At 35.1% G+C, this 15,349-nt stretch carries 15 protein-coding genes; 5 read left to right on the forward strand and 10 right to left on the reverse strand.

Annotation, left to right across the window (positions count from 1 at the left end):
* Nucleotides 1-9 precede the first annotated feature (9 nt).
* The 4 genes from JN168_RS13205 to JN168_RS13220 form a co-directional block, all read right to left on the reverse strand.
* Entirely contained in the window at nucleotides 10-990 is a 981-nt protein-coding gene (locus JN168_RS13205) for an aldo/keto reductase (protein WP_279525973.1), read from the reverse strand.
* Between the two features lie 131 nt (nucleotides 991-1,121).
* Nucleotides 1,122-2,021 (reverse strand): LysR family transcriptional regulator, encoded by a 900-nt coding sequence (locus JN168_RS13210; RefSeq protein ID WP_279525974.1) that lies wholly within the window; start codon nucleotides 2,019-2,021, stop codon nucleotides 1,122-1,124.
* A 174-nt stretch (nucleotides 2,022-2,195) separates the two neighbouring features.
* Nucleotides 2,196-3,098, reverse strand: coding sequence for an ABC transporter substrate-binding protein (locus JN168_RS13215; RefSeq protein WP_042737704.1), 903 nt, complete (start codon nucleotides 3,096-3,098; stop codon nucleotides 2,196-2,198).
* 261 nt (nucleotides 3,099-3,359) lie between these two features.
* The gene (locus JN168_RS13220) at nucleotides 3,360-3,656 is read right to left on the reverse strand and encodes a hypothetical protein (RefSeq protein ID WP_042737705.1); all 297 of its coding nucleotides are present in this window, start codon (nucleotides 3,654-3,656) and stop codon (nucleotides 3,360-3,362) included.
* Between the two features lie 360 nt (nucleotides 3,657-4,016).
* Here JN168_RS13220 and JN168_RS13225 point away from each other — a divergent pair, with 360 nt between their 5' ends.
* The 5 genes from JN168_RS13225 to JN168_RS13245 all read left to right on the forward strand — a co-directional run bounded on the left by JN168_RS13225 (nucleotide 4,017) and on the right by JN168_RS13245 (nucleotide 9,609).
* Nucleotides 4,017-4,253: a FeoA family protein gene (locus JN168_RS13225; RefSeq protein ID WP_042737706.1), complete on the forward strand. Its 237-nt coding sequence runs from the start codon at nucleotides 4,017-4,019 to the stop codon at nucleotides 4,251-4,253.
* Nucleotides 4,246-6,240 (forward strand): ferrous iron transport protein B, encoded by a 1,995-nt coding sequence (gene feoB / locus JN168_RS13230; RefSeq protein ID WP_232138765.1) that lies wholly within the window; start codon nucleotides 4,246-4,248, stop codon nucleotides 6,238-6,240. The genes JN168_RS13225 and feoB overlap by 8 nt, the downstream gene beginning before the upstream one ends.
* A gap of 12 nt (nucleotides 6,241-6,252) precedes the next feature.
* Nucleotides 6,253-6,435 carry a FeoB-associated Cys-rich membrane protein gene (locus tag JN168_RS13235; RefSeq protein WP_080364233.1) on the forward strand — a complete coding sequence of 61 codons (183 nt, stop codon included), beginning with the start codon at nucleotides 6,253-6,255 and terminating at the stop codon, nucleotides 6,433-6,435.
* Between the two features lie 635 nt (nucleotides 6,436-7,070).
* Nucleotides 7,071-8,975 carry a coiled-coil domain-containing protein gene (locus tag JN168_RS13240; protein ID WP_279525975.1) on the forward strand — a complete coding sequence of 635 codons (1,905 nt, stop codon included), beginning with the start codon at nucleotides 7,071-7,073 and terminating at the stop codon, nucleotides 8,973-8,975.
* A gap of 112 nt (nucleotides 8,976-9,087) precedes the next feature.
* Nucleotides 9,088-9,609, forward strand: coding sequence for a hypothetical protein (locus JN168_RS13245; RefSeq protein ID WP_042737709.1), 522 nt, complete (start codon nucleotides 9,088-9,090; stop codon nucleotides 9,607-9,609).
* A gap of 122 nt (nucleotides 9,610-9,731) precedes the next feature.
* Here the strand turns inward: JN168_RS13245 and JN168_RS13250 are convergent, their stop codons facing one another.
* From JN168_RS13250 to iolB, 6 genes are read right to left on the reverse strand one after another with little or no spacing between them, the layout of a single operon-like run.
* The gene (locus JN168_RS13250) at nucleotides 9,732-10,670 is read right to left on the reverse strand and encodes a sugar phosphate isomerase/epimerase family protein (RefSeq protein WP_279525976.1); all 939 of its coding nucleotides are present in this window, start codon (nucleotides 10,668-10,670) and stop codon (nucleotides 9,732-9,734) included.
* Between the two features lie 18 nt (nucleotides 10,671-10,688).
* Entirely contained in the window at nucleotides 10,689-11,696 is a 1,008-nt protein-coding gene (locus JN168_RS13255; RefSeq protein WP_042737711.1) for a Gfo/Idh/MocA family protein, read from the reverse strand.
* Between the two features lie 17 nt (nucleotides 11,697-11,713).
* Entirely contained in the window at nucleotides 11,714-12,577 is an 864-nt protein-coding gene (locus JN168_RS13260) for a class II fructose-bisphosphate aldolase (protein ID WP_229366792.1), read from the reverse strand.
* Between the two features lie 12 nt (nucleotides 12,578-12,589).
* Nucleotides 12,590-13,501 (reverse strand): myo-inosose-2 dehydratase, encoded by a 912-nt coding sequence (gene iolE / locus JN168_RS13265; RefSeq protein ID WP_279525977.1) that lies wholly within the window; start codon nucleotides 13,499-13,501, stop codon nucleotides 12,590-12,592.
* A 39-nt stretch (nucleotides 13,502-13,540) separates the two neighbouring features.
* A complete protein-coding gene (gene iolC, locus JN168_RS13270; RefSeq protein ID WP_229366791.1) occupies nucleotides 13,541-14,512 on the reverse strand; it encodes a 5-dehydro-2-deoxygluconokinase in 972 nt (323 codons plus the stop codon).
* 8 nt (nucleotides 14,513-14,520) lie between these two features.
* Entirely contained in the window at nucleotides 14,521-15,339 is an 819-nt protein-coding gene (gene iolB / locus JN168_RS13275) for a 5-deoxy-glucuronate isomerase (protein WP_042737714.1), read from the reverse strand.
* Nucleotides 15,340-15,349: the final 10 nt, after the last annotated feature.

The following is a 15,349-nucleotide window of genomic DNA, read 5'->3' on the forward strand; positions in this document are numbered from 1 at the left end:
TCATCATCGTTACTCCATATCTTGTAACTTAGCGATATCTTTATCTGTACGATTTCCATATATTTGTATCTTTGACAGTTCATGCTCTAACGCTAAATATGCTTCATCAGTTAATTTAACATCTGCCGCTCCTAAATTTTCATCTACTCTATTTTCCTTTCTCATACCTGGAATAGGTACAATAAATGGTTCTTTATACAGCATCCATGCTAATGAAATTTGAGCAGGTGTTGCTTGTTGTTCGTCAGCATACTTTTGTATCAAATCGATGAGTGGTTGATTTTTATTTACATTTTCTTTGTTGAATCGTGTAATTACACGTCGGACATCATCACCTTGATATTGATCTTCATTACTATATTTTCCAGATAAAAAACCACTTGCCAAAGGTGAGAATGGTACAAATCCAATGTTCAATTCCTTACAAGTAGGAATAACATCTTGTTCAAATTGACGTTCCATCATTGAATATTCACTTTGAACTGCAGTAAGTGGTGTAATCTCATGCGCTCTTCTGATTTGTTCAGCAGTTGGTTGTGACTGACCCCAACCACGAATTTTACCTTCAACAATTAGTTTCCCCATAACTCTTGCTACATCTTCGACAGGGATATCATCATTCACGCGATGTTGGTAATAAATATCTAAATAATCCGTGCGTAATTTCTCAAGAGAGGCATCTAAATGTGCTCTAATATGCGCTTCTAATGACTCAAATGAATCCCCAACAGCCTCACTATCAATAAATAACTTAGACGCTAGAATAATATGCTCCCTAAATGATTCTATAGCTTTCCCTACTAATCTTTCATTATGTCCATCTCCGTATACCTCAGCAGTGTCAAAGAATGTACATCCTTTGTCATAAGCCAATCGCATTAGTCTAATTGCTTCTTCTTCACTAGGTATCTCGCCATATCCATGACTAAAGCCCATACAGCCATAACCGATACTAGAAACCTCGATATTTCTAAGTTTTCTATAATTCATTGTCAGACCCCCTATTTTTCTACAACACGATATTTCATATTTTTGAATACAATCACAGTATAAAAAAAGAACACCTTATGTAGAAGATGTTCTTTAGACCAACGCTATAACCAAATGGTTATAACTAACTATTAAATTTTATTTGTTAATACTTGTTGTAGTTGCTGTATAACATCGACAACATGCGCCGGTAGCAAATCAGAATAAAAGACACCAAAGGTAAATTCACAGTCCCATGCTAATGGCTGTAGTTGTACTAATGGATGCACATTATCCCATTCATCCGATGTCAGTACCAAACAGTCCTTACGTACTGCATCATTAAACGTATGTGTATTGTAGATAGTTGTATCTTCAATTTGAATATCAGGGAGTTTTTGTAATTGTTGACGTACAACATCAAAGGCATCACTAATACCCTCTTCTAACATAATAATCTTTTGATGGTTCAAATCTTGAACAGTCAATGTACCACTTTGATTAAACAATTTATTTTGAGGTGGGACACCGATTCGAACCGGCGTTTGATACAATTCTACGCCTTCACATTGAAAGTAATTAAGCAATGCGCGATCTAAAAAGCCGATGACAATATCAATCGATTCGCCTATATTTTGTAATATATGATTAATTTTGTCTTCCGAATTTTCAAATGGTACGATATTCAACTGCAAATGATCACGATTCTCCTTGATAGTAGGCCAATGTTTTACTAACACATCACCAGGGGTCATTGGTGATACACCCAAATTGATAACTTGTTGGTTCTGTTCTTCTATCTTTTTCGCTTTAGACAATGCATCATCCGCGTAGTTAATTAAATTTTTACTTGCTTCATAAATAATCTTTCCAGATTCTGTCAATGTCACACCTTGGGCATTTCTATTCAATAAAGTTAAACCCAAATTTTTCTCTAATGCATTGATTTGTTTAATAACGGCAGATGCTGAAATATATAACTCTATAGACGCTTTATTAAAGCTACCTAAATCTACTACCTTTAAAAAGGTTTTAATCTGTAAATTATACATTTTTACTCCTTACTATAATCATAATATATGAATTACTGCTGTTAACCCCTTTCCGATATGAAATTCAGCCATATATGAATACGTTAAGTATAGCAAATTAAATTTTGAATGCTGTACGCTTAAACTTAAAAACATTCAACCACCTATTAAATTAGATAGTTGAATGTTTTGATATTATTTACCCAATAGTTTGTTTTTTAACTCTTTTCGTTCATAATCTAATGAATAAGGGTCGTTAAACCAATAAGTTTCAGCCTTCACATTAATCACTCGTCCCTGCTTAACTGCTGGAATGTTTTTCCACATTTCTGTTTTTTCAAATTCAGGTTGAGCTTTACCTTCACTCATCGTGATAATATAATCTCCTGAATACTGCGGTAATTTTTCTTGGGATAACTCTTTCCATCCCTCTTTCTTCACAGCTTTCTGCAACGCGGTTGGCATATTTAAATCAAACGCTTGATAAACAACTTCGCCACCACGGCCCCATGATTCACCAAAGGCATAAATTGTCTTGCTAAAATCATCAAATATAGAAACTGTAGCATCTTCACCTATATGCTGTTTAATTTCATGTGCATCTTTTTTCGTCTGCTTATTCCAACTATTTACCCATTGTTTTGCTTCTGTTTCTTTACCTAAAATCTTCCCTAATTCAATTTGTGTAGCTAAGTAGTCTTTTTTACCATAGGTTATAGGTATTGTTGTCGCTATTTTATTATACTTTTTAATATTTTTATCAGTTGAATCCACAATAATTAAATCTGGTTTCAATTTAGCCACTTTTTCGACATCGTTTTCATTTAACTTATGCGTATCTTTGAACTTTTCTTTTAATACTGCACTTTTTTCTATATCTTTCGTCACACCAACAATATTGCCGCCTAAATATTTTAATCCACCGGCATATGTATTTGCTACAACAACAATTCGCTTAGGATCTTTGGGTACTTGTACCTTTTTACCACTATCCAATGTATAATCCCTTGTTTCTACTTTCTTAGTCGCTTTAGACTGTGCACTACATGAAGCTAATAACAGTACGGCTAACAATACTATGACACTATACTTTCTCATCACTACACTCCCTTTTATTGAAAACGATTATCATTATCAATTTTATGGGTTTTACAATCAATAATCAATGACTTTAATAAATTTTTACATAATTAAATAACGCAATAATTTAAGTTTTAATAACAATTTGCCCCTTACAATGATATATTCTGTGTACTCTGAATTCATTTCACACAAAAAGCTGTTATAAATAAAGTTAATCACTTCACTCATAACAGCTAATATCTCGTCTGCATCATATTCAATTATAAATTCCCTTCCTTATTCAAGTCTGTGCAATAGCTCTGCTTTAATAACCTTTATCGCTTCGTTATAATCCTTGTTACTACTTTCTTGTGCATTGACAATCAACAAATCAATTAAGAATTCATTTGTTTTCTCGCTAACTTCATGTTCAAACTGATGTAAATGGGCTTCGGATGTGTTCGTATTCTCTTTAATAATTTGATAATATTGGTCAGCACCTAGTCCACCTTCATCAATCATGACAGAAATGTCATTAGAGCGTGTTTCGTTTATACGTTTGACTTTAATACGTTTATTCTCGCGTACGACCATTTGAACTCCCTCCTTAATATACATGTTCATCCGTATATAAAAGATTCATAGCTAATAAATGATGTACTTCTGTGATTATCTTGCATCTTGGCTATGTAACATTCCCTTGTGATTACAGTAGGTTACCTCTATTTATTACAGTGTAATATTACAACCAAGAAAACACAACCCTTTTGCTCACTTTTTAATTTATTACTATATTTATTTTATATAATTTTTAATGCAGATAAATTCCCATGCTATATTCAAATCTGTTTAACAGAATATTCACAATTATTATAATAATTTTATACAATTTCTTTTGTCGCAGTAGTATAATTGATAACGATTATTATTTGTATTTAAGAAAGAGTGATCAATATGTTGAATATTAAGACTGGAAGCTTAAATAAGCGCTACACAGTAAAGCACATGAACATTAAAAATGATAGCATGGTACAGCGTTTAAACGCCTTAGGTTTAAACCACGGAACCGATTTGAAGATCAAACAAAGATGTTTATTTAAAGGACCTTGTATCTTAGAGGTAAACGGACAACATTTGAGTATTCGCGGTTGTGATGCATGTCAGATCTTTCTAGAGGAAGCTCATGGCTAATAGTTATTGTATCTTAGGAAACCCCAATGTAGGAAAGACATCTTTATTTAACGCACTTACTGGCACATACGAATATGTAGGCAACTGGAGCGGAGTTACCGTTGAAAAGAAAGTTGGCCGATTAAAGGATAATTTAGGGGATCTTGTAGATTTACCTGGTATTTACGAAGTATCACCTATTTCCAAAGACGAAACTGTTGTTACGGATTATCTATTAAACGATTCTTACACAGGCATGCTTAATATTGTCGATGCAAGTCAGCTGAAACGTAATTTACAACTTACAGTACAACTGATGGAACTTGGTGCACCTCTAATTATTGGGCTCAATATGGTGGATGTAGCTGCTAAACGTGGAATACATATCGATCATCAAGCCCTCATGCGCAAGTTAAAGACGCCACTTATGCCTATTATTGCACGTAAGGGTAAAGGCACACAGAAAGTGTTGGACGCGCTGAAAGATGATTGCCTCACACGTCGCTCTCCTTTAAAAATAAACTATGGTGACGACATAGAAGAAACACTTATGAAGATTCAACACCTTATCGGTCAACATTCTGCCATTAACAAGCATCATTTGCGTTTTGTTGCGATACAATTTTTACTCAATAATCCTAAAATATATGACCAACTCGATGCCACTGTAATCGCTCAAATCGAACCTTTAAGAGTCGCACTAGCAAATACCTTGTCACAATCTATTCGTACATGTATTCACGATGCTCGAGCTACATACATAGATACATTATTAGAGGGTGTTGTTGAATATCCAGATGAAGAAAAGCAATATTTCTCAAATCGCTTAGATAAGTTATTAACACATCGAATTCTTGGTATTCCAATATTTCTTGGCATCATGTGGTTAATTTTCCAAATTACATTCACCTGGGTTGGGACACCGATATCCGATCAACTCGATGATTTCTTTGGTGGTACCCTTACTGATTCGGTAAAAGCAAGCATGGATTATTTGCATATTTTCCCATTTTTACAGGACCTAGTTACTGATGGCATCATCGCAGGTGTAGGCGCTGTATTAGTATTCGTACCACAAATTCTCGTCCTATTCTTCTTTATATCATTATTAGAAGATTCAGGATACATGGCCCGTATTGCTATTCTGATGGACAGAATAATGGAGGTCTTTGGTTTAAGTGGTAAATCATTTATTCCAATGATTATTGGGTTTGGTTGTAACGTACCAAGTATTATGGCTGCACGTAGTATCGAGAGTGAAAAAGAACGATTAACTACTATATTAATTGCACCATTCATGTCTTGTTCTGCGAGATTACCAGTCTACGCCTTATTTGTAGGTATATTCTTTAAATCGCATCAAGCACTTATTGTACTAAGCTTATACGTCTTAGGTATCGTCGTCGCTTTATTGACGAGTGTATTACTTACCAAGACAGTGCTAAAAAATGATGATTCTGTATTTATTATTGAATTGCCTACATATCGCTTACCTTCAATCAAGACTTTATGGAGAAGTACTTGGGAAAAGGCCAAAGGATTTGTTAAAAAAGCTGGAACATTTATATTCGGTGGTTCCGTTGTCATTTGGTTATTAAACTACACAGGTCCAGGTGGCTTTGATGTAGAAATTAATCAAAGTTTCTTGCACATGATTGGTAGCTTCTTTGCTGTATTAGTTACACCATTGGGATTTGGTACATGGCAAGCCGGTGCTACTTTGATACCTGGATTCTTAGCAAAAGAAGTCATTGTCAGTTCAATGGCAATCATTTATTCATCGGATGAAGCGGGACTTGTCAATGTAGTCCAAAGTCACTTCACACCATTGACAGCATATTCATTTATGGTATTCATCCTTTTATATATTCCATGTTTATCTACCGTCGCTACCATTCGTAAGGAGACATATTCCGTAAAATGGACTGTTTTAGCAGTCGTTTATCCTATCGCTGTAGCTTATGTATTATCTTTAGCACTTTACCAAATCGGACAATTATTTATCTAAGGAAGTGAACACATGACTATCATTTTTAACATCATATTATTTGCAGCCATATTTGGATATGCTGCTTATACTTTAACAAAATTCATAAAAAAATCTAAAGCAGGAAAATGTTCTTCATGTGGGTCTAGCAAGCATTGTAATACACCTAAGCCACCAAGCCACATTTTCTCATCTAATGACCATAATTCTAATTAAATCGACAAAATTTCATCTTATAATTTAAAACATGACTAAACCTTCAAAGTATGATTGATTAACCATAACTTTGAAGGTTTTTTTATAACTATTCTTGCGTCGTCAGTTAAGAGATGGGATCAATTACATTTCACAATGATTTCTCTATCACATTATATTTATACTTACACGTACTGCATACGAAACACCCTGCTTGAACTAAACTAATATAATGATAAGGCCCCCTTACATATTCATCTATTTATTATATAACCTCATCCATAATATACAGAAATTGAATAAACAATACGTCACATACATCATTTAGCCTTGTTATGTAATCTAGTCATACTTACTTACGATAAAGTCATTTTCAAAAGTAATAAAAGTTATTAATATTAGAGGCATTAATAAAAACAATAATATATAAAATTTAAATAAATATTTATATTATATAACCAACTTATGTGTTATCATAAAAATCTGATAATTAATATTTGTTTTTATATAATTAATTTTTTTACATAGCGAAATACGCCTTAATTATCAATTGACTTCTAGAATATACACTACACTCAAATTAAATCATATTCTGTTACTACAGATACTAATTCATAACCGTTTAGACATTAAACGAATGGAAGGATGACCAATACATGACTAACAATGTTTTAGACATTAGCTATTTAGAAATGGATTATGCAGAAGTGGGCGACACAAAGATTTATATTGTACCTGTCGTAGCACCTAATTTAATCTTAGGAAAATCTAAAGGTGAAGCCGTTGATAATTTCAAACAAATCTTATGCTCTACAAAACTTGTCCAATCATTTGATGTAACCATTAATCCTAAAGACGACAACGAGCCTTTCAAAATTTTTGCCGATCATGAGTACTGTGTTACAGATTTCGCTTCACTACAAAATATTAAAGAAGAAAAGTATGACGACTGTAATTTTGGTTTAAGACTCTATATACCATCAGAGAATGCATACCAATTAAAGGTGATTAACAACGATATTTTAAATGCATCAAATATGCCTGATTTTGGCACGGCAAATATGAGTAAAGACTTAAATTTCGAAACACTTGTACCGTTAAGAGATGCAATCATCGAGCAAATTCAACAGAAGAACCATAACAACCATGCAGTAAATGATGAAGAAGCACAAGCAACTACAATACCTCATAATGTCGAACATTCTGACATTAAACTATTAAAAAACAATTTATATAATACATTAAACGGTTTAATAGATAAAATTTATTTAGATGACGAAAAACTAAAATTTAATAGTATTATCAAAGATAAAGATTATGATGAGAAGGTTTTACCTACATATCAAAAATTAGAGCAATTAACTGAAGATGACTTTAACCAAGCTAAAAGTGACAAATTAAACACTTTGCAAAAAAAGCGTGAAGATATCATCAATAGTATATATAACCAACTTGTTGCCGATTTATGGAGTAAAAATATCGAAGCTGATACGCTGAAAAACTACAAATCTGCTGATTCCACTTACCACAATGACTATATAGCAATTGAGCAGAAATTAGCAGATGCATTAAGCGTAATTCCATCAACGGTAGCAACACATGCTCAACAATTAGAAGAACAATTCGAACAAGATAAACAATCTCGTGCTGACAAAGCACGTAGAGACATGGAAGATAAGATTGAACGTGAAGAGCGCCCATTATTAAATAATAAAATACAAGAACTTGAAACGACACTTACTACTAAAGCAAATCAATCTTATAATAATCAAATTAAAGTACTCCATGCCGAAGTACAAAATAATTACGAATTACAAATTTCAAAAATTGTCGACGATGTTATACATCGACACCAACAAACAATAGATGACAAAAAAGCAGAGCTACAACAGCTAATGGACCATGATGTAGCAAGCCTAATTCAAAAGCGTAGCGATGATGTAGATCATTTGCGCCAAGAAATAAGCAAATTAGAACAAGATATCATTCATAACGAAACAACATTTAATGAACGTCTAGAACTAGCCGTTGAAAAAAGAATGAATGATTATGAACTGAAAGATGCGCAAATGACTGATGAAATCAACTTTCTACGTGTTGAAATTGAAAAGATTAAACGCGAAAACTCAGATAAGAACGAAGCCATTCGCGCAAAAGAAATGGAACTTAAAAATAACCGCGCGCAATTGGACCGATTAAATCAACAACTCGAACAAAGTAATCAAACGAGTTTGAGCATCTCAGCTCAAGCCTTAGAGATTAAACAACAAGCACTTAGCTTTGCCCAAAAGGAAAACAGCCAGCCCGTCCTTAGCAGAGTTGTTTCAACACAGAATGGTGACTTAAATCATTTACTAGGTGATGATGCTGAGTTGGCTAAACGCTACGAGCGAAGTAAGAAACCTTCATTCTTCACTTGGTTAGGTGGTCTATTCTTATGCGCTGTCCTAGGAACTGGAACATTATTTGGCAGTCACGTAGCAAACGCTAAAGACACAGCACACCAAGAACAACCAAAAGTAGAACAATCAGCAAAAAAAGAAATAGATAAGAAAAAATAATGCATCGTAGAATACACTACTATAGTGCTATAGAGACACTATTAGGTGTTATAAGATAACTACCTTAATTTGATTCAAATAATCCTTATACAAACAATGTGGGAGTGAGCACATGAACCAAAATAAACTAGACGAACTCAATCGACTTGCACGAGGTACAGTTAAAGAGAAAAAGATTGCATTAACTTATGGTTATCAACCCATTATCGACAAATTAAAAAAGGACAGAAATACAGACGTTGCTCACTTTGCCGGCGCAATAGATGCAAATGTAGACTTAAAATTACATCAAAATAATTTACACTACGACAAAGAAAAAGCATCTTTCCAAAAAGTATTAAAGCAAGCGATGCAATATATGTATGCAACATTAATCGCCATTGCTATCGCAGTTATATCAATCATTATAGCTGTGATTACTTTCTTTATAGATTCTACTGCGACAATCGTACCTTATATCATTATTTCAATTATAGCTGCTATTGGTTCGATTGTTCTATTCGTATTATCAAAGCAAACCGAAGCAACATACTATAGATGTAAGCAGTCGTTATCTAAAGCAAAGTATTTACTCAGTGTCGCACAAGCTAATTCTCAATCCTTGCAAGCTCAAATTAACAATGAACACATGTAATATAGGAATTAGTTACTATATCAACATCAAGCAGTACGTAAAAAGACGAAGACATCAACTATGTCTTCGTCTTTTTAATATAAAATTCCTTTTTGTAATCTAGCATCTCTCATTACAAAACCTTAAACTATTACTTGCTTTAGGGCAGCTATAGAAGCATCCACACCCGCTTCCGGTGACATCGTCAAATCTTCCATTTCTAAAGATACGAAGCCTTCGTAACCAACCATACGCACCACTGAGAAGAATGTCTTCCACCATTGCAAATCTTGCCCATAACCGACAGCAACATAATTCCATGCACGATGTTTAACATCATCAATCTCTCTCGTTTCAAGTAGCGTTGTCACATCAGCAACACCATCTTCAATACGCACATCTTTGCCATGTACATGGTGAATTGCCCCTTCTAATCGACGTGCACATTGTATTGGGTCAGCCCCCATCCATAATAGATGACTCGGATCCAAATTCATGCCTATGATTGGATCAACTGCATTTCTTAAATGGAGCAATGTTTCTGGATTATAGACCAGTTGAGCACTAAAGTTCTCAAGTGCAATCTTCTCTATACCATGTGATTTAGCTACTTCTACCAATTGTTTCCAGTAGGGTATCGCTACATCATTCCATTGATAATCAAGTGCATCCTTTAACTCTGGTGGCCAACTTACGGTCGTCGTTATCCAATTCGGCATCGTATCTTTTGGAGAAGCAGCAGGTAAACCACTCATCATAACAATTTTCTTAACCCCTAACTTTTCAGCCAGTTTAAAGGTATCCGTTGTTACTTTACGATGTTCCTTCCCCAGTTCACCTGGCGCTAATGGATTACCTGAACAGTTCAGTGCAACAACATCAACTTGATAACGTTCCAACAACTGTTTGAACTCAGTGAAACTTTGCTCATCATTCAACAATTGCTGTAAATTAACATGTGGCGCTGGTGACCAACCACCTGTAGCAAGTTCAATGTGGTACACATCCTGCTTTGTGATATATGTTAATACTTCTTCTAATGATAAATGCGCTAAACTATCTGTTACGTATGATAATTTCACCGATCATCACTCCGCTTCTTATTGGTATAAGCTTGGCTTTTCATCAAATTTAATCTCTACTTTATAACCATTGTCTCTAGATTCAGAACATGCGTTAGTCGTGACAGAAGCCATATAACCATCCCAAGCAGATGGCCCAGTAATTTCATCATGCTTAATTCCGTCTACCCATAATTGTAACTCTTTATCATACGCTGAGATAAAACGCTCTTTCCAATCACTAGGTACACGCGTATAATCTTTTTGCTCTGTTTTAACATTGAAATAAGTTGGATTTGTTAAGCCGATTTCACCTTTTTCGCAAACCACTTTACAATTAATATCATAACCAAATTGACAATTCACAAATACTTCTAAATCAATACAGACACCTGATTCAGTCTGTAATAAGATTAACTGTGGATCGTGTAACTTAGGATGTGTATATTGCGTTTGCTTTTTAGGCAGAATAACTTGCGCCGATACAAAATCTTCTTGTAATAACCATCTTAAAGCATCCACTTCATGTACTGCCGTATTTTCAACAGCCATTGGTGTATCGTATTTCGAATCGACCGTTTCATTTCTGTGCGTACAATGTAATAACAATGGTTCACCTAATACGCCAGTGTCTAATTCACGTTTCATTTCTTCATAACCTCTATCATAACGACGCATAAATCCAACCTGCACTAAGCGCTTTTGCTTCGCTGTTTCTGCATTCACAATGTTTGTACAGCCTGAAGCTTCTAAGGCTAATGGCTTTTCACAGAATACATACTTGTCATGTTTAATTGCTTCTAATACATAACCTTCATGTGTTGGATCCCAAGATGTAACGACAATTCCATCTATTTCATCTGCAGCAATAAGTGCCTCAGCATCTTCGTAAAATGTCGCTCCAATTTCCTTTGCATAAGCCGTAGCTACTTCAACATTAATATCACTAATTGCCGAAACCTTTGCGCCATTGACTCTATTGTTGATTCTATCTACGTGATCTCTACCCATTGCACCAATACCGATTACACCAATTCTTAATTCCATACCTTATTCAGCTCCGATCATCTATTTTTTATAAATGCTGTATTTTTATTTTCCGAACCACATGTTTGAATTATCTTTTCAGCTATCGTAATAATAGCTTGTATACTAGGCTTCAATATTTCTTGTGGGTTGAATAGCTCTGTTGATTCATTGAGTGTCTTGCGCAATTGATTTGACCAAGAGATATTAATTTCAGTATTAAAATTAATCTTAGCATGGCCCAATTGAATCGCACGTTGTAAATCTGCATTCGGAATACCTGATGCACCATGCAAGACGAGTGGTACATCTACTTTAGACCCAATTGCCTCCATCTCTGCAAATCCTAAGTTAGGTTCACCCTTGTACTTGCCATGTACAGAGCCCAATGCAGGTGCTAATGTATCTAAATGCGTTTGTTGTACTAATGCCACGCATTCATCAATATCTGCGTATTTAACTTGTCCTACCAAACCATCTTCTACGCCACCTACAGCACCTACTTCACCTTCCACAATGACACCATGGGCATGCGCATATTCGACAACTTCCTTCGTTTGCCTAATATTCTCTTCAATCGGTAACTTTGAACCATCAAACATAACAGAATCATAGCCTGCATCAACTGCTTGCTTACAACCCTCTACCGTTAAACCATGATCTAAATGGATCGATACAGGGACCGTTATACCCATCGCTGTAATTTTATTTTTTATCGTCTGTAGGATAAATTTGTAGCCACCAAGATAGGCAATATTCTTATCCGTCGTGCCGATAATAATTGGAGATTGCATATTTTCTGCAGCTTGCAAGACACCTTCAATCCAAATTAAGCCGTTGATATTCATTTGTGGAATTGCAAATCCTTGTGACTTCGCATAACGAATCATATGTTTTTCCAAAGAATTCCCCCTTTACGAAATATATTTTTTCTCTTGCTTACGTTGTATTTGATTCAAATAATTTTTCGCATTTTTTGCATAAATAAAGGGGTTGGCTTTAGCAGGATCTTGTTCTGCTTCTACAACAATCCATCCTTTATAATCAGCAGCTTCTATTGCTTGTAGTATGGGTTCAAAGTCAATATAACCATCGCCCGGCACTGTAAATATGCCTTGCTTGATACTGTCAAGAAAGCTACTGTCTTGTATCTGTGCTCTTTGTTGCACATCCGGACGAATATCCTTGAAATGGATATGGTGAATTCTTGATTTATATTGTTCGAACACAGCTAATGGCAGTTCACCTGATAATGCTAAATGACCAGTATCAAATAATAATGAGACTGTTTCGGGATCTGTGTTATCCATTAAACGTTGAATTTCAGCAGTTGTTTGAACCCCTGTCCCCATATGATGGTGATATACAATTCTCATATCTTTCTCGCGCGCCAACCTACCAAGATGCTCTAACCCTTGCGTGAGCTTTAACCATTCTTCATCTGTAAAGTGCGGTTTTTCCGTGAAAACTGACATATCTTCTCGTTGTTGAATGCTCTTACCTTGTTCACAAACAACAATGACCTTTGCACCTAATTCATATAAGAAATCTCTGTGGTTGATAAACGCACTTTCTGTTTCTTCATATGGCTTTGTCGTTAAAAATAAACTCAACCACGCACTCGCAACACTCAAGTTTCTAGGCTTTAAATAATCCAGCAATTGAGTGGCTACTTTAGGATACTTGTTACCAATTTCTGTCCCTTCATATCCAGCTAATGCCATTTCACTAATACATTGTTCAAAGGTATTTTCCTTACCTAACTCAGGCAAGTCATCATTCGTCCATGCAATTGGTGCACATCCAAAACGTATATTTTCAGTCATAACATCATCCGCCTTTTAAGAAATCGCTTACATTTAATACTAAATTGTCTGATTCTCTTGCGCTTCGATAAAGCTTTCTAACTTTTCACTTGTCGGCATTGCTTCCGATGAACTATGGCTGCTTACGACAATAGCGGCAGAAGCTGCACCGTATTTTAATGCTTCATCAATAGCTTTACCTTTAACCAATGCATATAAGAAAGCTGCAGCATATGAATCACCGGCACCAAATGTTTTAATGACCTGTGCCTTAAATGCTTTACCTTCATAATACGCACCATCTCTGGTATAAGCTTTAGAACCTTGGACACCGTGTTTAATAATGACAAGTTCTGGCTGGTAACTAAACAAAATTTGACTAATTGATTCATCTGTCTCATTAACGTAACGGTGAATCATATCGTATTCATCTCGGGTACCAATAACAATGTCAGCTTGTTGTGCAACCAATTCATAATAAATTGAAGTTTCTTCTAAACTCTTCCACGTGTAAGGACGATAATCTATTTCAAAGACAACCTTTACATTATTCGCTTTAGCAATAGACAACGCTTTTAATACCGCTTCTCTAGAAGGAGATTGAGCCAACGCTGTACCTGAAATCAGCAAATATTTACTTTCTTTAATATACGCTGCATCAACATGCTCAGGTGCTAAGTATAAATCGGCTACTTCTTCTCGATACATCAGAATATTAGATTCAGTAGGACTTTTTATTTCTGTAAAGGTAAGACCTGTCTTGTGACCATGTTCATCAACATGGATTTGGGATGTATCTACACCTAATTGATTTAAATAATCTGTGATATAACGGCCATGTTGATCATCTGAAACATTAGCAATTAATCCTACATTCAAACCTAATTTAGATGCTCCAATACTGATATTTACCGGAGAACCACCGACATATTTGCGAAATGTTTCTGTCTCTTCCATCGGTCTATTGATCTCTACTGCGTTTAAATCAATTGCTGCTCTACCAATCGCTACGATATCTTTCTGATTTGCCATTCCTATCCCTACTTTCTATCTATAATCCATTCATGATCTTTTTGATTATGGAACTTCCATACCTTTTGAGGACCTGCCATTACATTTAAATAATAACCATTGTAACCGTCTGGAACTGCAACTGGGTGATATCCCTTAGGGACGATGACTACATCACTATGTTCAACAGCCATTGTTTCGTCTAAAGATTTATCGTCTGTATAAACACGTTGAAAGACAAACCCCTGTGGTGGATCCATTTCATGGTAATAGATTTCTTCAAGAAATGACTCATGTGGCAGATTATCTACATCATGCTTATGTGGTGGATAACTAGACCAGTTTCCTTGATCTGTATACACTTCTACGACTAATAATTTTTCACTAGCAGTATGTGAATCAGGCAATATATTATGCACATGTCGCTTATTAGAATATTTACCTCTATCTTCGACAGAATTTTCTGCTGCCGGAATAAGTTGTGTTGCACGTTCCTGTTCACAAGGTGAATAACAAATGACAACACGTGCATCTCTCTGTGCTGTAATCACGATTTCATGTGCTTTAGATATATAAATACTATCTGTAGGGACCTTTTCAAATACTGAATCTCTCGTACCTAAACCTTCATATTTATCGTTGCCATCTGAAACATCAATTTGCCCCGTCAAGGCAACAACACAAGCTTCATAGTCATTTGTCGACTCACTAAATGTTGCTGCAGCTTTAAGGTCAATCACTTTAATACCGGTATATTCTAAATCTACATCTGATGGTTTAAAGTCTTGTATTATTTCAACACCCTCTGCCAATGGATGATGTACGGGTTTCTTTAATAATTCAGCCATATCTTTATAC

It is taken from the genome of Staphylococcus gallinarum (genome assembly GCF_029774255.1).
Lineage (GTDB): Bacteria > Bacillota > Bacilli > Staphylococcales > Staphylococcaceae > Staphylococcus > Staphylococcus gallinarum.